Below are 18,884 nucleotides of genomic sequence, written 5' to 3'. Positions count from 1 at the left end.
CGCTTTTCCACAAAACGTACATTGGTATAAAATGGGATATATGAAAAACTGCACCGGTAAGTACCGGTGCTACGTTTTTATAGAATTGTATCTGAGTCTTTTTCAAGTCTAGTTACGAGATATGCTATCAGTATGGCTAGATAAATGCTTACAGCAGGTGCGGTTAGTACATGCCCTGCAGAATATGCAATACCAAGACCAATAACGATACCTGAAGCGATTAAAGCATTTGAAATATTAAAATGAATCGATATCTTTCGAATAAATAATAAGAAAACCTTAATTCCAAAATAAAGTATTGGTAAAAGGTACAGAATTGTCCCCACAATACCAAAGGAATAAAATAGATCGTGGAAATCCATTTCAATCATTTTAGCCTCTGTCTCATAGTTGCCACCGAAGCCTAGGCCAAATAACTTTTGTGATATTCCAGCCTCATTAAAGAATTGCTTATGCTCCTCAAGATAGGTACCTCTTCCACTAAGTAGTAAATTTTCAATTTCCTTGTTACCTAGATGTTGTTCTGTCTTATCATTACTTGGTTTGTGTGGCTTATTTGCAGTATGATTAGGATCAGTTTCTGGTTGTTCCTGTGTTTGATTTTGTTCGTTGATTAAATTTAAATGAATATTTGTATTTTCAGCAATTGGTGAAAAGGGAGTGTAAACTGCAAAACCAGCAATTAATAGTAGAAGAATTACTAAATTAATTTTTCCTGCTCTTTTATCCCTGAATTTTTCAACAATAAGGACAAATAAACTGATTAGTAACATTAATAATACAGTAACATAACCAACTTTTGTTCCAACTGCTAAAAGTGAATACATAACTAAAAGTACAGGTACCCAGGTGTATATATTTTGAAAAGAAGTAGTCTTTCGTATAGCGTACAAAATAACAATTCCAAAAGAAATTGCCATTATGGCACCTAATTCATTTCCGGCAAAAAACCAGCCAACATGTCCAGTTTTATCCTTTATATAACTGTTAAATGCAGTCCCAGTAATTGCTGATATCACCATGACAGCACCGATAATATTCATTGCAAAAACAAAATTCTTCTGTATAAGGGATTCCCAGTCCTTGTTGGTACTACGAATTCTCTTAAATAAGAATAAATAAGTAAATAGGATAAAAATAAAGTATCCAGTTTTAGCAACAAACTTTACCTCTGAAGTGATACTCATTGGGTCTTTTACAAAGTAGTTATTAATAATATTTATTAAGAAAAATACAGAAAGTAAAGTTAAATACGAGATTATTATCTTCTTTTTGGTCGCACCCTTTACAGTCAATATATAGAAAAAGCCTAGTACAAGTACAAGAAATCTAACTAATATCCCTAACGTAATTTCTGTTTGTAATAAATGAATAGATAATGAAGTAATTAAATCTAATATAGGCTGCAAAATGATAAAAAATATTAGAAATTTCTCAAAGTATGGTGTAAAGGATTCCAATTTAGCTTGCATAAAAAAATCTAACCTCACTAACATCTTTTATTTTACCGAAATATATTTCATTTTATATTCCGTATATCCTTCTGGTTTTATGAAAAAAAAGCAAAAAAAAAATCGTTTAAATATCCCACCCCACTCAAAATTTATTCAATCCCTAATAGGATACACCATTTTACATTTGTGGTAAATAAAACAGGAAATATTCTTCATTATGCATCATTTAAATTAGGTAAGTTGCAACTATGTTTCCGATAGATTATAATTAGACGGATTTGAATAAATTAAATAAAAGTAATAGTAATAGTAACTATTAATAAGCCAACAAGATTTAAAAGGAGAGGTAGCATGGATCAGGCAAACAACAGAAAGGTGATGCTCACATTTTCTGCAGGTGAATGGTCGGGAGTCCAGCATCGTCCACATCATTTTATGAAAAGAAGTGCAAAAAGCGGTTGGAAGGTTATTTATGTAGAACCACCAGCAACTTTAATCGCACCATTAAAAAATAGAGAAACCTTAAAAGTTTGGGACCGCTGGCTTAAAGGTGTTAAGGAAACAGAAGATGGGATATATGTACTCACACCACCACCGATTCTACCATTTGGGAATAAGTACCGTATAATAAATAAAATTAATCAGTGGATAATATCTAAATCAATCCGTAAGTTCTTGAAAAAACAACCTAATGCTGTTTTGGATTTATATACATTTTTACCAAACTCTGTTGATTTATTGAAGTATTTTTCATTCAATAAAGTCATTTATGATTGCGTTGATGACCACGGCTCTTTTACTGGTTTAATTAATCCGGAAATTGTCAATCAAATGGAAAAAGAGTTGATGGCTAATACAGATGTATGCTTTGCTACTGCCAAGCAGTTATTGGAAGATCGAAAAGAGTGGAGTACTAATTTCCACTTGGTTCCTAACGGGGCTGAATACGAACACTTCGCCCCTGCACAAAAAGGTGGTCTTCCATATCCGATAGATATTGAGCCAATTAAGAAGCCCATTGTAGGGTTTTATGGAGGAATAAGTGATTGGATAGACATCCCTTTAATTACAGAGGTAGCAGCTGAACTACCAAACGTATCATTTGTTTTTATTGGACCAGTAGATACATCTGTAAAAGGTTTAAAGGAACTCCCAAACGTTTCGTTTTTAGGGACAAAGTCTTATAATAATTTGCCAAATTATCTTCAAGCTTTTGATATTTGTTTAGTTCCTTTCCGAATTAATAAATTAACTAAAAGTGTAAATCCGATTAAATTATATGAGTACTTATCAGCAGGTAAGCCCGTTGTCTCCACACCTTTACCAGAGGTATTAAATTACAGTGATGTGGTTGAAATTGGAGAAAGTAAGGAACAATTGATTGCTATTATAGAAAAGCAATTAGAGGAGAAAGATAAAGATATAGATGTAATGAAAAGACAAGAGGTAGGAAGAAATAATTCATGGGATTCACGATGGGAAACAGTATTATCAAAAATTACCTAATTCATCGATCATTCCTGAATTAAAGGGGGTAAAAAATAGATGACCAAAATTTTAGTAATTATTCCTGCTTACAATGAAGAAGAATCAATATATCAAACAGTGACTCATTTAAAGGAGTCCTCTGACTTTGATTATATTGTAATCAATGATGGTTCAACAGATCGTACATTAGAGATCCTAAAAAATAATAATTTTAACCATTTGAATTTGCCCCTGAACCTAGGGATTGGGGGAGCTATGCAAACTGGATATAAATATGCGTGGCGCAATAACTATGATTATGCAATACAGTTAGATGCTGACGGACAACATGATCCTCAAGATTTAAAGCTGTTAATAAATGAAATTTTAAATACAAATTATGACATGGTTATTGGGTCTCGATTTGTTGAACAAACCGGTTATAGTGGTAGTAAGATTAGACGCTTTGGTATTTATTACTTTTACTATATGTTAAGGGTTTTAGTTGGAATAAAAGTGACGGACCCAACATCTGGATATCGAATTGTTAATAGAAAACTACTAAAGGAATTTGCACAAAGGTATCCTGTAGATTACCCCGAAGTAGAAGTATTGGTGGATTTAACCAAAAAGAAATATAAAGTAAAAGAAATCAAGGTTGAAATGAAAGATCGACAAGGTGGAATTTCATCAATAACACCATTAAAATCGATTTACTATATGGTGAAGGTATCGTTATTTTCACTTATACGTAGAGTTTTTTAAGGGGGGATAAAATGTCAGTTCAAATAATTTCAATCGTTGCTTCAATTTTATTTATTATCCAAGTAATGTATTTTACAAGTAAAAATAAATTGAAAGATCAACAGGCATTCTTTTGGTTAATTGTAGCTTCCATTGGATTCTTAATAGCCATATTACTTCCGGCAATTAATCGTTTTGCTTCTTACATTGGTGTTTCATACATGCCAACGTTAATTTATTTATTTGCTTTTCTAGTCATTTTGAGTATTTTACTATATCAGACAACCCTTCTTTCTGATAATCAAGAAAAGGTTAAGAATATTGTTCAAGAATTGGCATTCCAGAAAAAAGAAATTGAGGAATTTAAAGCTGAGCTTAAAAATTCTGATAAAACAAAGAACAATTACCACCAAGGATAAAAAACTGTCTTAGTTTGTTAGTAAGGGGCATATGAGTAATGACTGAAAAATTAGAACATCAAAAATTACATTCAATATTAAATAAAAAAAATATCATTTTCTTTATTCTTTTAATAGGATTCTTTCTTAGGGCTTATGCTCTTTATAAGTATGGTCTTAATCTATCTTTAAATAGTGACGATGCAGGGTACACACGAAGTGCTATGGTACTGTTAGAAAAATTCATGCTAATATACCATGATCCTAATGCACCTACAGTACATATTATGCCGGGTCAGACATTTTTATTGGCTGTTGTCTTTTTTATTTTTGGACAAGGTGATTTGGGGATTTATGCAGCAAAGTTCGTGATGATTATGCTTGGATTATCAAGTATATACGGTATATATTTAATCGGGAAGCAAATCCTAAGTGAAAATGCTGGCCTTATTGCAGCTTTCTTACTAGCAATTTTCATTCCTCAAATCTTAACGGATAATCTTTTGCTTACTGAGTCACCATTTACAGCATTTTCAATCTATATGATTTATTTTTCGTTAAAATTAGCGGAAAGTAAAAAAATGACTGACTTTTACCTGTTAATGCTCTTTTATTTTCTTGCGATATACTTTAGACCAACAATAGCTCTTTACCCTTTTATATTATTGGTCTATCTATTATTAAAGAAATATCCACTTAAATTAGCTGTTAAACAGTTTTCTATTGCATTTGTCTTATTGTTATTAATATTAGGACCCTGGTGGATTAGAAACTATATGCACTTTGATACTTTTATACCATTAACTGGTGGTTCTGGGAATCCACTTCTTTTAGGAACATTTCAAGGGATAGGGTTTCCTTACGACGAAACCTATGATGATATAGTAGATAAAGTGAACAATGCTCATCCAAATGCTGATGCGTATGAAATCATGAAATATCAAGAGGAGATTGCAAAGGATAGACTTGCGGAATGGTGGAGTACCGATAAAAAGTCTTTTATATACACATTTGCAGTGCTAAAGCCGAAGATTCTTTGGGAAACTCAATTTTACTGGATTGAAATCTTTGGAGTAAAAGGAGAATGGATTCAAAAAGTAAATCCATTTATTCTTCTTGCATCTTTGGCAGGTATGCTGATTTCCTTTTTACTTAGTAGATCAAGATGGAAAGAATTTTTATTCTTAGGCTTATTTTTACTATACTTTACGTACATCAATAGTTTTTATTTTGCGTATGACAGATATAATCTTCCTTTAATGCCACTAATATTCTTATTTATAGGTTTCGGGATAAGTTCGATAGGAAGTAGAAGGAAAACCGGTCAAGATAGAATTATATAACGTATAAATATAAAAGAGGTTACCATTGGCCAGTAAAACAGCCATATCGGTACCTCTTTTTGTATGTTTTGGAAATGAATTGGTAGTGAAAATCGAAATTAATCTGTACAAAGTTTCGACATAAAGTGATATAATGTCTTTAGTTTTGATAATTATTTTACAAGGGGAGGCATAAATTGTTTAATCAATCTAAAAAACTTAATATTTTTCTTTTCAGTATAATTGTAGTTTTTTCGCTAGTAAATATTATTATTCCAACTCAAGTGCTAGCTCAATCAGAGGAGCTTTATCAGGATCAGGTACAAGATGAAATGAGACCTGATATCGCAAAGGTTCTTACTGATACTGAGGTATTTTCAGTAGAGGATGATCATAAGCTTGGCTCAATATTAAAGGATTCTATCGTGTATATTTCATCCATTATTGAGGACAAGGCTTATTTTCAATGGGACTCAAAGTTAGCTTGGATTCCATTAGAGGAAATAGAAATTATATCCTTGGAATCCTTGAAGGAAAATGATGTTCCTTTTAGTGAGCAATTGAAAAACACTAGTAAACTAATTAAGAGTACACAATCTATTATTGTATTTGACTCTGAGAATTTGGATGTACAAATAGGTACAATTGAACTAGGGGAATCGTATTCTATTAATCTCGAAAAAGAGAAAAGCTATGAAATTACCATTGGTAATAGGATAGCTTATATTAACAAAGAGAATACTATATTAATAGATAAAGAGGCTCCAATAATAGAAGAAACAATTGTACCTGAAGTACCTGAAAGCCAACAAGAGGTAGTAGATACTCAGGAAGTTGCAACTGAACAACCGGTAGAAGTTGAAAAGACAACTGAAATTGAAAAGGTTGAACTAGCAAAAACGGAATCAATTCAACAATCTGAAAGCAAGACGCAAGTTACTACACCCCTAACTTTTGGCAAATACATTATCGCTAAAACGAATATACCTGTATACCGTTCAAATAGTAGCGTTGTAATTGCTGAACTTAAAGCTGGGGAGGAATATCTTCGAGTGAGAGATCTTGGGGATTGGCACGAAGTTAAGGTTGGTAATGAGTATGGCCTGGTTTATAAGGGTGGAACTGTTCCAGGAAATGGTGATACAGTTACCAATTTGGATAAAGGTTCAAGCTCTAACGGTAGATACTTTTTTACAACGACTGAAATGGTCATCTATGATACTTCAGTAACTCCTAGAAAACCCTTTGTAACAGTTCGTGAAGGAGTTAGATTTCCAATTCTCGGTGAGGATCAAAACTGGTATAAAGTTGATTTTGGTGGACGAGTAGGATATATCAACAAATGGGGGACTAGGGCCGAATTCATTTCATCAGATAAGTATTTTAAGGTAAGACCTTGGAATCTAGTAGTCTATCGCCCGAATTCTAATATAGTTATAGCCGAATTGGCAGCTGGTGAGGAATTCGAACGGTTAAGTGATTATGGAGACTGGCACCTAATAAAAGTCGGAAATGAACATGGTCTTGTGTTTGAGGGTGGTACAGAGCCTTCAACAGGAAATTCAATTACGAACCATAACAATGGTCGCAATAATACCGGTAAGACTTTTGAAACATTAGCGGATACAATTGTTTACGATACCTCTGTAAGCCCACGTAAAGCATTTGCTTTTATTAAAAAGGGTGTTAAGTATCCAATTATTAGCGAAGATCCTTATTGGTTCGCAGTAGACGTAAATGGGCGAATTGGTTATGTAAATAAATCAGGTACGAAAGTTGGTTTTACTTCTTCTGATAAGTACTTTAAAGTTACATCTCCAAATCTATCGGTTTATCGTGCTAATACTAGTATAGTAATAGCAGAGTTAAGCGAGGGTGAAGAGTACCTCCGTTTAAAGGATTTAGGTGATTGGCATCAAGTCAGAATTGGTAATGAATATGGACTTGTTTATGAAGGCGGAACCCAGCCTTCATTAGGTACTTCAATCAAGAATGCATCTAAAAGTGAGGCAACTACAGGTAGATCATTTGAGGTAGTATCAGATATTGTTGTTTATGATACATCTGTAAGCCCGAAGAAACCATATGTTACTTTAAAAAAGGGTGTAAAATATCCGTTTATCAGTGAAGATCCAAATTGGTTTAAAGTTGATATTGCAGGCCGAGTAGGTTTTATTAATAAATCAGCTACTAAAATGGATTTTATTGCTAGTGATAAATACTTTAAAGTCACAACAGATAATTTATCTGTATTTGTGAACAGAGGGAAAGATAGTGTTGAAGTTGCTAAATTGAAGCTTGGTGAGGAATATGTACGTGTACGTGACTATTGGGATTGGCACCAAGTAAAAGTTGGAAACGAGCTAGGTTTTGTATGGAAAGCGTCAACTCAGCCATCATTAGGTACAACGATTGATAAAAAAAGTAATGATGCAAAACCACTTGATGTACAATTTTTAGCGGAAAACGATATCTCTGTCATATCTGGTTCGAAACAACAACTAGGTACAATTAAAAGCGGAGAGAAGTACCCTGTATTGAAAATCCATGCGGATCACTACGAAATTGATTTTCTAGGAACAAGTGGATTAGTTTATAAATCAGAGGTTAAAATAGGACCAATAATCCGTTATACACACTATGATAGAACTATACAGGAAATGTTAGATCTACAAATGGCTTTAGTTCCTCAAACTGATTTATACCGAAATGAACCAGCCTATGTTTCTGGTGAATATTTGAAAATTAATGGTTCGTACGGCACTTTAATTAATACTACAGCTTTAAATGTTAGAAGTGGTCCAGGAACTAATCACCCAGTTGTAGGTAAGCTCTATAAGAGTGATAATGGTAATGAGGCTTTGATTTATGAATCAGTTGGAAATGGCTGGTATAGAATCGGTCTTACTTGGAGAAATGCAAGAGCTGAAGATACTCTAAAATATCTCAACCCAGATCGTTATGGAAGAGATACAGTAGAATTTTATCAATATCTTGTGTTGGATGAGCCAGCAGGGGTAAATGTTGATGAAGTAAATGGAAATATTCTTAGTAATAAAGGCGTTTTAACTGGTATGGGACAAGCTTTTGTAGATGCTGCGTACACCTATAATGTAAATGAGATATATTTAATGGCTCATGCATTGCATGAAACAGGTAATGGAACATCTAGACTAGCTAAAGGAATCGTAGTTTCAGAGGTTAATGGTGAGCCAGTTCCACCACGTACAGTTTATAATATGTATGGAATAGATGCTAAGGATAGTTGTGCAGAAAGATGTGGATCAGAATATGCATATTCTCAAGGGTGGTTTACACCAGAGGCTGCAATAATCGGGGGAGCAAAATTTATCGGTAATGGATATGTCAATTCCGATTACTATAAACAAGATACACTTTATAAAATGAAGTGGAACCCTGGTAGTCCAAATTTACTAAAAGAACCACATCAGTATGCAACTGACATTGCTTGGGCAACAAAGCAAGTGAAACGTATTAGTGACTTATACAACTTAATTAATTCGTATACATTAATATTTGATGTGCCAGTTTACAAAAAATAAACAAATATTCTTAACAGAAGGACTCAAGTTAATAGCTTGAGTCCTTTTATTGTGTTTGCCAGCCAAAACCTTTTTAAATATAAACAAATAATATATAATAAACAAATGGAAAAAACTATTTTGGAAGGGACATATATGAATATAACTAATTTCTTCTTAATTTTAATAAATACAATAATTTTAGTTTCAGGGCAGTTTATGTGGAAGTTCGGATTACAAAATAAGCAAGTTGAGTTTGATTCTATTATCTCAATTATTAAGCTGTTCCTTACTCCCTTTATTATTGGAGGATTGTCTTTATATGGGCTGGCGACTGTATTATGGTTGTTTATCTTAACCAAGGTCCCATTAAGTGTTGCATATCCAATTCAAAGTATTGCCTACATATTGGCAATTGTAGGAGCTTATTTTATCTTTAATGAACCCATTACTATCTGGAAGGTTGTAGGATGTTTATTCATCATGATTGGGGTATCATTTATTGGTATTTCTCCAAAATAATACTGAGAATAAATTAGTAGCATTATTACACTAAACATTTTGTTAATGAGAGGTATAACATGAACTTAATATTAAAAAATGCCTCTTACTTATTTGTAAGTAATGCGGGTATTCGTCTAATTACTGCCTTAGTTTCGATCTTAATAGCTAGGTATCTTGGTGCTGAGGATTTTGGTATTCTAAGTATTGCTATGGCCTTTGCGTCAGTAGCAGCTTATTTTACAGACTTAGGTCTTTCTCAAACATTCATCAGGGAAGCAACTAAAGACAAGAAAGTAGATCTTCCAAACCTAGTTGGTTCCCATATTAAGATACGGGCCATATTTGTTATCAGTGTCAGTATTCTACTATTTATATTGGTAGAGCTATTATATGATGATCCTTTTTTGAAACAAATTATATATTTTACTGTATACCCATCCATCATCGGTGCATCAATGCAAGGAGTGGGGGTAGTCTTTTTTCAAGCAACACAGAAGATGCAGTACACAGCCTTCATTAATGCATTTGCTGGTCTCGTAACGGCAGCAACACTTGTAATAGGACTATTAGCTAAGTGGCCGCTTACTATAATTGCTCCTATATATGGGTGCTCAAGCCTAATTGGGGGAGCTTTAGGTGTATATTTATTAACCAAACATACTAAAATACAGTTTGGTTGGGATAAAAATCTTTTATTTGGTTTATGGAGCTTTTCGTTTGGTGGCCTCCTTATTTTAGCTCTACCACAAGTTCCAATCATTGTACTAGAAAAGGTAACAAGTATGGAAGAGGTTGGGTATTTTTCTGCAGCTTATCGAATCCCTTCAATTTTGTACCAAATACCTGGAGTTATTGCAGCTGCCTTTTATCCAGTGTTATTTAATTACAATTCAAAAGGAGAGCATGAACTTCAACTGAAAATGAGTATTTTGGAAGGAAAGCTTATGACAATGCTCGGTATTTGTATGACTCTTCCTTTTCTTCTTTACTCTGATTTTTGGGTTGGGATCATTTTTGGAAAAGGGTGGGAAGGTGTTTCACCATTATTAACAATATTATCAATTATGATAATTTTACAGTCCATTAACTATCCTTTAGCAGACTCACTCACTACAAGGGGATATCAAACAAAAAGAACTTTAGTCATGCTAATAGGTGTTATCTATGCTGTTGCTGGATACTATTTCCTAGGTTCTGTTTATCAAGCTCAAGGTGGAGCAATAAATGTTCTTATCATTGAATTAATATTAATGCTTGGTTTTACTCTATTAGGTAAAAGGGTTGGAGTGGCAATTTTATTTAAGAGTACATATAGGAATGTAATGTCACTACTCATTAGTATAGGTCTTTACTTTTTATTAAGGGACTACTTACATCCAGTTATTGGAATTGGTCTATTTCTACTACTATTTATTATTCTCGCATTACTCTTGGATTCCAAAATACGTCAATATATTTTGGAGAATGTCGGTAAGGTGATAAAGGGTAGAAGCAAATAATGAAATGTAGGCTAACAGGATTCCGAGTGCCTTAATTTGGTTTTCGTTAAGCTTACTAAAAACAAAAATGCATACTTGAACGTATGAATTTATCGGGAAAATGAATTTGACCACGAATTTTAAGGAGTAGAAAAAAGTGAGTATGAATATAGATACAGTTAACATACTAGGTGTCAATTTTACAAAAAGTGATAAAAATGAGCTGTTACAGGTTTTAACAAAGAGAATTGATTCGGATAACAAAACCTTTATAGTTACTGCTAATCCAGAAATAGTCATGCACGCTGTAGAGAGTGAAGATTATTTTCGTACTTTGGAAAATGCAGATTATATTATACCTGATGGAATTGGAATAATTAAGGCAGCTGAGATTTTGAAGAATCCACTCCCAGAAAGAATAGCAGGCTTTGATTTGATGCTAGAGCTTCTACGAATAGCAAATTCAAAAAAGTTAAAGGTTTATCTTCTTGGTGCAGAAGAAGAAGTGCTTAATAAGACAGTCGAAAATATAAGAGATAGATACTCTGATCTTGATATTGCAGGTTATCAAAATGGCTATTTTAACTTTGAAAACAACCAAATTTCTGAAGAAATAGCAAATTTAAAGCCCGATTTAGTACTTGTTGCCTTAGGAGTCCCAAGGCAGGAAAAATGGATATATGAAAATATGCACAAATTTGAAAAAGGGCTATTTATGGGTGTTGGTGGTAGTTTTGACGTTCTAGCTGGAAATGTTAAACGTGCGCCGTTACTATGGCAAAAAATGAATGTTGAATGGTTATATCGACTTATCCAACAACCATGGAGATGGAAAAGGATGCTTGCACTACCTAGGTTTGTTACAAAAGTCATTACACAGAAAAATAAGCAGTAGAAAAAAGTATAAAGGAGTTTTTTAAAGAATGAAAGTTCTTCACCTTAATGCAGGAGCTGAAACTGGGGGAGGAATGATTCACATCTTATCTCTTCTAAACCAATTGAATCGTGACGAATTTATTCTGGGGGTATTTGAAAAAGGGGTAATGTTTGAAAAGGCAAAAGAATTAGGTATCCATGTTATAGTGTTTCAACAATCTAATAGATACGATTTATCTATTTTCAAACAGATAATTAAATTTATTAATGAAAATAGAATTGATATAGTTCACACGCATGGAGCAAGAGCCAATTTGTATGCCTTTATTATGAAGGGATTTACAAAATGTAAATGGGTAACAACCATACATAGTGATCCGAGGGATGATTTCTTAAAAGGTGGATTAAAGGGGACAATCTTTACGAGATTAAATTTTCTCTCTTTTAAACGAATGGATCATTTTTTCGCCATCTCAACTCGATTTAAAGAAATGCTTGAATCTTTTGGGGTGAAGTCTGATAAAGTCACAACCATTTATAATGGCATTGACTTTTCTATACCAAACGAACCAGCTATTACTAGAAAAGAGTTAGGCTTATCAGAAAATGACTTTGTTATTATAATGATTGCTCGTTTACATCCGGTGAAAGGTCATACTACTGCATTTAAGGCTATTCAATATCTTGCGCAAGAATATCCTTTTATTAAGCTTTTACTTGTAGGTGATGGCCCAATTAAAAGTGAACTAGAAAAAACGGTCGATGACTTAGGAATAAAGGATATTGTATCCTTTTTAGGGCATCAGCAAAATATACATAGTCTGTTATCTATCGCTGATGTAAAAATACTTACTTCGTTTAGTGAAAGCTTTCCTCTAGTTATCCTAGAGTCTGCACGAGCAAAAGTTCCTGTAATTTCAACAGATGTCGGCGGTGTCAAGGATTTAATATCAGATGATACATTAGGCAGAGTGATTCCAGTAGATAATGAAAATTCTTTACGTAATGCATTAGAGGAATATATTATTTTAAAAAATAATGAAGAGTTGAAAGTACTAGGAGAGAACCTCTATATTAAGGCATCAAAACTGTTCTCTTTGGAAAAATTCAGTAATAGCATTTATGAAACTTATAGAAAATTTCTTTAAACAATGTGTTTAATAGCGATATTACATTATTTAGTAATAAAAGTAAAAAGAATATAATAAAAGTATGAAATTTGCTCTCCCCAGAGGTTTTTTAAGCTTCTGGGGTTTTTTCATAATGTCTTTGGAGTTAGTATTCTCTGACTTTGTACGATACTTATTAGGCAAGGATTTTTCGTAAAGAATGTAACAAATATAAATAAAATAACGTCTAACTCTTGGAGTCTATTTTTTACTTCATAAAATATCTGTTCCATTCAGCAGTTGGTATATGATATAATCCTATTTAGGTTTGTTGAAACGCATTACGACAAAAAATGCAAGGTTCTTAAGAACTTATATATAAAAAAGAAATTATAAAAACATCTTTAATGGATAAAGTAAGGATGAGGAGGACTTTTATATGCTATACATTACGTCGTTAATTTGCCTTATTGTTTCTATCCTCATAACCCCTCTTGTTATAAGGTTTGCTATAAAAATTGGTGCTACAGATAAGCCCAATCAAAGGAAAGTTCATCAAAAAATAATGCCACGACTCGGTGGTTTAGCAATATTCTTAAGCTTTTTAATGGGCTATTTAATTTTACAACCGGAAAGTCCTTATAAATGGCCAATTCTAATTGGGGCAATTATCATCATCATTACTGGATTTTTAGATGATATTTATGAGCTTTCTCCTAAATTGAAACTGGCTGGGCAATTAATTGCTGCATTTGTTGTAATATTTAATGGAGTAGACGTTGAAATGGTTAATTTACCGTTTGGTCTTGGAGAATTTCAACTAGGATTTCTTACAATACCATTAACACTTATTTGGATCGTCGGAATTACAAATGCAATCAATTTAATCGACGGACTGGATGGTCTTGCTGCTGGAGTTTCGTCGATAGCTCTTATTACAATATCCGGAATGGCAATTATTATGGGGGATGGATTTGTATTAAGTATCGCTTTATTAGTACTATTTAGTACATTAGGATTCTTATTTTATAACTTCCACCCAGCAAAGATCTTTATGGGGGACACTGGTGCGCTTTTTCTAGGATATATGATAGCTGTATTATCCCTACTAGGATTTAAAAATGTAACATTGATTTCATTTATTGTGCCAATTATTATCTTAGGTGTACCAATATCTGATACCTTTTTTGCGATTATTCGTCGTCTGGTTAATAAACAACCAATTTCTGCTCCGGATAAATCCCATTTGCATCACTGTTTATTACGATTAGGGTATGGCCATAAGAAGACAGTATTAATTATCTATGGAATAAGTGCTATATTTGGATTCTCTGCAGTGATTTTTTCACAAGCAACCGTTTGGGGTTCATTAGTCGTAGTTATCGTTTTACTCATTGCTATTGAACTTTTTGTTGAAAAGATTGGTTTAATTGGGAAGGAATATAGACCCCTTCTGAATATGTTCCGAGGAATTAAAGTACAACAAAGAATGAAATAAACTGTACTAAAAAAGGCTCTATCTTGGTATAAAACCTAGGTGGAGCCTTTTTTGCTTATATTAAAATAGAGAGCGGTCATAGAAATGACCGCTCTCAGCTAACTAATTATCGTTTCGTTGTCCAGTAACTGTAATTCCTAGGTGATCCTTTAGAGTATTTGAAAGTTCTACAAGCTTCGTTTCGTCTACTTGATAATAATATCCACGGTCTGTCCAATCATCTGCACCTTCTAATACATGGGATTCCATTTTAAGTGATTGTCCTGATGTGGCATAGTCATATAGTGAAAGCATTTCTCCAAAGGAAAGGTTTGTAGAAATGTTGTTTCCAAGTGCATCAATGACGTTTCCGTATTTTGAAATGGAACCAACAGAAATCGCCTTATCAATGATCCCTTTTACGACAAGTTGTTGTCTTTTGCCACGCTCAATATCACTATCAATTTTTCTAGTTCGAGCTAAAGCAAGTGCTTCTTCTCCATTAAGTTCTTGGAGTCCTTTATTTAGTTGGATTGCATCAGGACGATCTTTACTATCCTGCTCTGTAAATGAAACCGGAACATCAACATTAATACCATCTAGTGCTTCTACAACATCGATAAATGCCTCAAAGTTCATTTTTACAAAATAATCTACTGGAATATCAAATAATTCCTCTACTGTTGCAATCGTGCCGTCAACACCATTGTATACATGAGCATGATTGATTTTATCTTTTTTCTTCCTCATTGGATCGTATACGAATGAATCACGAGGGATACTTACCATCTCAATTGATTTCTGCTCCTCATTTAGTGTAGCTAAAATCAATGCATCTGTCCGAGTCGCATCTCCCTGGCTTCTCTTTTCACTATCATCTACACCAATAAATAGGATAGATATATTATCATGTTTTGGATTAACAGGTTCTACTCTTTTCTCGGATTTAACTCCACGATTAAGCTCTGTTTGAGAGTCAGCTGCTACATTTGCTGCTTTGTTTACTAGGTATGCTCCAAAAAGTCCACCTGCTACAATTAATAACAATAAAGGAACTAATACAAATTTTATTATCTTCTTTTTTCTTCTTTTTTTCTTTACATCATATCGATTAGTTTTTTTGGTCATTCGCTTTTCTCCTCAGTAATAATATGTTTATTATTTAAATTTCTGCCTCTAAATACTCCACAACACTCGCCGAAATCTCCGCCTGTCCATTCGTAAGCTCTGTCATCCATTCGATGAACTGTGGTGTGTGGCTCTCTTCTACATATGTTTCGATTTCAACAGCATCTATATACTTCATTTCTTTTATTTGGTAAATAGAAGATCTTAGTTCATTCTCTACCTTACCTAACCAAGTGTAGTCAATTTTTGTATGCATGATTCTCATTAGTTTTCGTTCAACTATGCCGGTTGATTGTAAACCTTCTGAAGTTGACTTTCCGTATGCACGGATAAGCCCGCCTGCACCTAATTTTATTCCTCCAAAGTACCTAGTTATGACTACAACGGTATCTTTTAGATGTTTTTTCTTCAGTACTTCTAAGATTGGGACGCCAGCAGTCCCATTAGGTTCTCCATCATCATTTGCTTTTTGAATATGGTCGTTTTCACCAATCAAATATGCAGAGCAATTATGTGTAGCATCCCAATGTTTCTTTTTGATTTGCTGGATAAAATCTTGTGCTTCTTCTTCCGTTGTGGCACGGTTGATATGTGCGATAAAGCGTGACTTTTGAATAATTATTTCATGCTCGCCATAGCCTTTTACTGTATAATAGGAATGAAGCATTACGGTATACCTCCTTGCTGGGTTAGTACCGGATTTATAGAAGCCGGCAATTGCCGAGGTTTCTACTGTATAATGGCAAACTGTAAATAAGAATTTTTGCCCATTCTTCTATTATAAAACGACATAATTTTTACAGCAATGATTTGTTTATGGTATGGGACGAATGTAATACAAATGTAATTGATATGAAACTCAATATAAAACAAATCGAGATATAATGAAGAAAGATGGAGGTGGAAGGATGGCCACCAAAAGGCTTGATAGTAAGCTTCTAGATCATATTTTGGAAAAAATGGTGCATACCGTTGATCATAGTAAGGAAGAAATATTTCGTATTGGCGAGCAATCCCGCCATGAGTTTGAAAGCTTAACAAGTGAATTAAAGGAAATCAAAGAAAAGGTTAGTACGATTATTGACGAAGTTGACCGGTTGGAAACTCATACTCGATTTGCTAGGAAGCGACTCTCAGAGGTCAGCAGTCAATTTAATAAATACTCTGAGCAGGAAATTCGAAATGCGTATGAGAAGGCACATGACATGCAAATGCAACTAACTCTAATAAAGGAACAGGAAAAGCAGTTGCGAGATCGCCGTGATGAGCTTGAAAGACGTTTGGTAGGCTTAAGTGATACGATTGAACGAGCTGATCATCTTGTTGGTCAAATCTCGGTTATCCTGAATTATTTAAATAGTGATTTCAGAATGGTAGGAGAAATCATTGAGGATGCGAAGCAAAAACAGGCATTTGGTCTAAAGATTATAGAGGCTCAAGAGGAAGAACGTCGTAAGCTCTCCCGTGAAATTCATGATGGCCCAGCCCAAATGTTAGCAAATGTTATGCTGCGTTCACAGATTATTGATAAGGTCTATCGTGAAAGTCCTGAAAAAGGGTACCAGGAAATTAGTGATCTTCGGAAAATGGTTCGCTCAGCACTGTATGAGGTCCGCCGGATCATTTATGACTTACGACCGATGGCATTGGATGATCTTGGATTAATTCCTACCCTCAAAAAGTACCTATCTACTATCGAAGAGTATAATGGGAATACTACGATTTCTTTTGTATTCATCGGATCGGAGCAAAGAATACCTTCAAAATTTGAGGTAGCTTTATTCCGAATGGTTCAAGAAGCCGTACAAAATGCATTAAAGCATGCTGATGCAAGGGAGATAGTAGTAAAACTTGAATTAAGTAGACATCATGTAACGGTCATTGTGAAAGATAATGGAAATGGCTTTGATATTCGAGAGAAGAAGAAGGACTCCTTTGGTTTAATTGGAATACGTGAACGAGTAGATTTGCTAGATGGTAATCTCACAATAGATTCAAGTATTGGAGCAGGTACGATTGTGATGATTCAGGTACCGATTGAGGTTTGATTGCCATAGAAGTGTTGAAATTAGAAGACTTGAATTAATGGGGATATCCCCTTTATAGCATGAGGATTTTTTCGGTTTCCACCTTGAAGTCTAGCTCTAGGCGCCATCGGGCTCGAGGTCATAAGTAAATCCCTTCGGAAGGCGAAGAACCGCCTTATATGAGGTATTTTCTTATGCTTGGGGCCGTTAGACGTGCGCACTTAGCGCTTTTTGACATCCAGTTCCAGCGCCTAGCCCCTCGAGGTCATAAGCCAATTTAGAATTGAAGGCAAAGAGCGCCTTCTATTCTAAATCGTCTTATGCTTGTCGGGGTTGATCGAGGCGCATGAACTTTTGTACTGATACGTTACAAGAAATGGTCAAACTTGGATATTCTGCTTATTAATATAGGAAAACTATGAGTTATGGGAAAAACAAGTATCGTTAAATACTCCTAATGGAGTATTGACCGAAATTGCCTCAATTGTAAAATGAGAGGGGGAGGCGTTATTATGAAAACAAGCATAGTTATTATTGATGATCATCAATTATTTCGCGAAGGCGTAAAACGTATACTAGATTTTGAACCAACCTTTCAAGTCGTAGCTGAGGGTGACGATGGAGTACAGGCCTTAACTCTTATTGAGGAGCATAAACCAGATGTTGTCATCATGGACATTAACATGCCTAACTTGAACGGAATTGAAGCAACGAAACAATTAATCGACACGTACCCTAATACAAAGGTCATTATTTTGTCTATCCACGATGATGAAAGCTATGTGACGCATGCCCTTAAAACTGGAGCAACTGGTTATTTATTAAAAGAAATGGATGCGGATTCTCTAGTAGAAGCGGTTAAGATTGTCGCAGAGGGTGGATCCTACTTACATCCAAGAGTAACGCATAATCTAGTAAAAGAGTTTCGTCGACTTTCAGTTGCAAGTGGACAATCCGTTGCAGCACACTCATATGCAGAGGTGGAGGTTCGCCGTCCATTACATCTGTTAACTAGACGTGAATGCGAGGTTCTACAGCTTCTTACAGACGGAAGAAGCAACCGTGGAATTGGTGACGATCTCTATATTAGTGAAAAAACGGTTAAAAACCACGTAAGTAATATACTACAAAAAATGAATGTAAACGATCGTACCCAGGCTGTAGTTGTGGCTATTAAGAATGGCTGGGTGGAAGTTAAATAATAGATTGGTAAATGGCTGAGCTTCTTTTCGGGGCTTGGCTTTTTTTGTTGCCCTAATTTACGGAACGGGTATATTTTACCTATCGTTCGTACTAAAGAAGACTATAATTCTGCCGATAGAATAAAGGTGATACTATAATTAACCATTATCCGTAAT

General features: G+C 34.3%; 15 protein-coding genes. 12 read left to right on the top strand and 3 right to left on the bottom strand.

The genetic code is table 11. From position 1 onward, the window contains the following. Nucleotides 1-77: 77 nt before the first annotated feature. On the bottom strand, nt 78-1,472 hold the full coding sequence (locus ACWNMY_RS08690; protein WP_449537833.1) for an O-antigen ligase family protein: 1,395 nt from the start codon (nt 1,470-1,472) through the stop codon (nt 78-80). Nucleotides 1,473-1,805: 333 nt separating this feature from the next. On the opposite strand from ACWNMY_RS08690, the gene ACWNMY_RS08685 reads away from it, so the two are divergent. The 10 genes from ACWNMY_RS08685 (at nt 1,806) to ACWNMY_RS08640 (ending at nt 14,392) form a co-directional block, all read left to right on the top strand. Continuing rightward, nucleotides 1,806-2,960: a glycosyltransferase gene (locus ACWNMY_RS08685; RefSeq protein ID WP_449537832.1), complete on the top strand. Its 1,155-nt coding sequence runs from the start codon at nt 1,806-1,808 to the stop codon at nt 2,958-2,960. Between the two features lie 39 nt (nt 2,961-2,999). Next, nucleotides 3,000-3,686 carry a glycosyltransferase family 2 protein gene (locus ACWNMY_RS08680; protein WP_449537831.1) on the top strand — a complete coding sequence of 229 codons (687 nt, stop codon included), beginning with the start codon at nt 3,000-3,002 and terminating at the stop codon, nt 3,684-3,686. An 11-nt stretch (nt 3,687-3,697) separates the two neighbouring features. Continuing rightward, entirely contained in the window at nt 3,698-4,084 is a 387-nt protein-coding gene (locus ACWNMY_RS08675; protein ID WP_449537830.1) for a DUF2304 domain-containing protein, read from the top strand. Nucleotides 4,085-4,122: 38 nt separating this feature from the next. Then, entirely contained in the window at nt 4,123-5,406 is a 1,284-nt protein-coding gene (locus tag ACWNMY_RS08670) for a glycosyltransferase family 39 protein (protein WP_449537829.1), read from the top strand. A gap of 176 nt (nt 5,407-5,582) precedes the next feature. Then, complete coding sequence (locus ACWNMY_RS08665) at nt 5,583-8,948, top strand: SH3 domain-containing protein (RefSeq protein WP_449537828.1); 3,366 nt, start codon at nt 5,583-5,585, stop codon at nt 8,946-8,948. Nucleotides 8,949-9,083: 135 nt separating this feature from the next. Then, the gene (locus tag ACWNMY_RS08660; RefSeq protein WP_449537827.1) at nt 9,084-9,449 is read left to right on the top strand and encodes an EamA family transporter; all 366 of its coding nucleotides are present in this window, start codon (nt 9,084-9,086) and stop codon (nt 9,447-9,449) included. A gap of 59 nt (nt 9,450-9,508) precedes the next feature. Continuing rightward, a complete protein-coding gene (locus ACWNMY_RS08655) occupies nt 9,509-10,930 on the top strand; it encodes a flippase (RefSeq protein WP_449537826.1) in 1,422 nt (473 codons plus the stop codon). Between the two features lie 142 nt (nt 10,931-11,072). After that, nucleotides 11,073-11,804 (top strand): WecB/TagA/CpsF family glycosyltransferase, encoded by a 732-nt coding sequence (locus ACWNMY_RS08650; protein ID WP_449538421.1) that lies wholly within the window; start codon nt 11,073-11,075, stop codon nt 11,802-11,804. 28 nt (nt 11,805-11,832) lie between these two features. After that, complete coding sequence (locus ACWNMY_RS08645) at nt 11,833-12,933, top strand: glycosyltransferase (protein ID WP_449537825.1); 1,101 nt, start codon at nt 11,833-11,835, stop codon at nt 12,931-12,933. 400 nt (nt 12,934-13,333) lie between these two features. Beyond that, nucleotides 13,334-14,392: a glycosyltransferase family 4 protein gene (locus ACWNMY_RS08640; protein ID WP_449537824.1), complete on the top strand. Its 1,059-nt coding sequence runs from the start codon at nt 13,334-13,336 to the stop codon at nt 14,390-14,392. A gap of 102 nt (nt 14,393-14,494) precedes the next feature. On the opposite strand, the gene ACWNMY_RS08635 is transcribed toward ACWNMY_RS08640, so the two are convergent. Then, the gene (locus tag ACWNMY_RS08635; RefSeq protein ID WP_449537823.1) at nt 14,495-15,499 is read right to left on the bottom strand and encodes an LCP family protein; all 1,005 of its coding nucleotides are present in this window, start codon (nt 15,497-15,499) and stop codon (nt 14,495-14,497) included. 34 nt (nt 15,500-15,533) lie between these two features. Beyond that, complete coding sequence (locus ACWNMY_RS08630; protein ID WP_449537822.1) at nt 15,534-16,166, bottom strand: YigZ family protein; 633 nt, start codon at nt 16,164-16,166, stop codon at nt 15,534-15,536. Nucleotides 16,167-16,407: 241 nt separating this feature from the next. Between ACWNMY_RS08630 and ACWNMY_RS08625 the strand changes: the two genes are divergently transcribed. Continuing rightward, nucleotides 16,408-17,547, top strand: coding sequence for a sensor histidine kinase (locus ACWNMY_RS08625; RefSeq protein WP_449537821.1), 1,140 nt, complete (start codon nt 16,408-16,410; stop codon nt 17,545-17,547). 488 nt (nt 17,548-18,035) lie between these two features. After that, nucleotides 18,036-18,728: a response regulator gene (locus ACWNMY_RS08620; protein ID WP_449538420.1), complete on the top strand. Its 693-nt coding sequence runs from the start codon at nt 18,036-18,038 to the stop codon at nt 18,726-18,728. The last annotated feature ends 156 nt before the right edge of the window (nt 18,729-18,884 follow it).

The organism is Ferdinandcohnia sp. Marseille-Q9671, from assembly GCF_976954385.1.
This window is presented reverse-complemented; position numbering and strand designations above follow the sequence as displayed.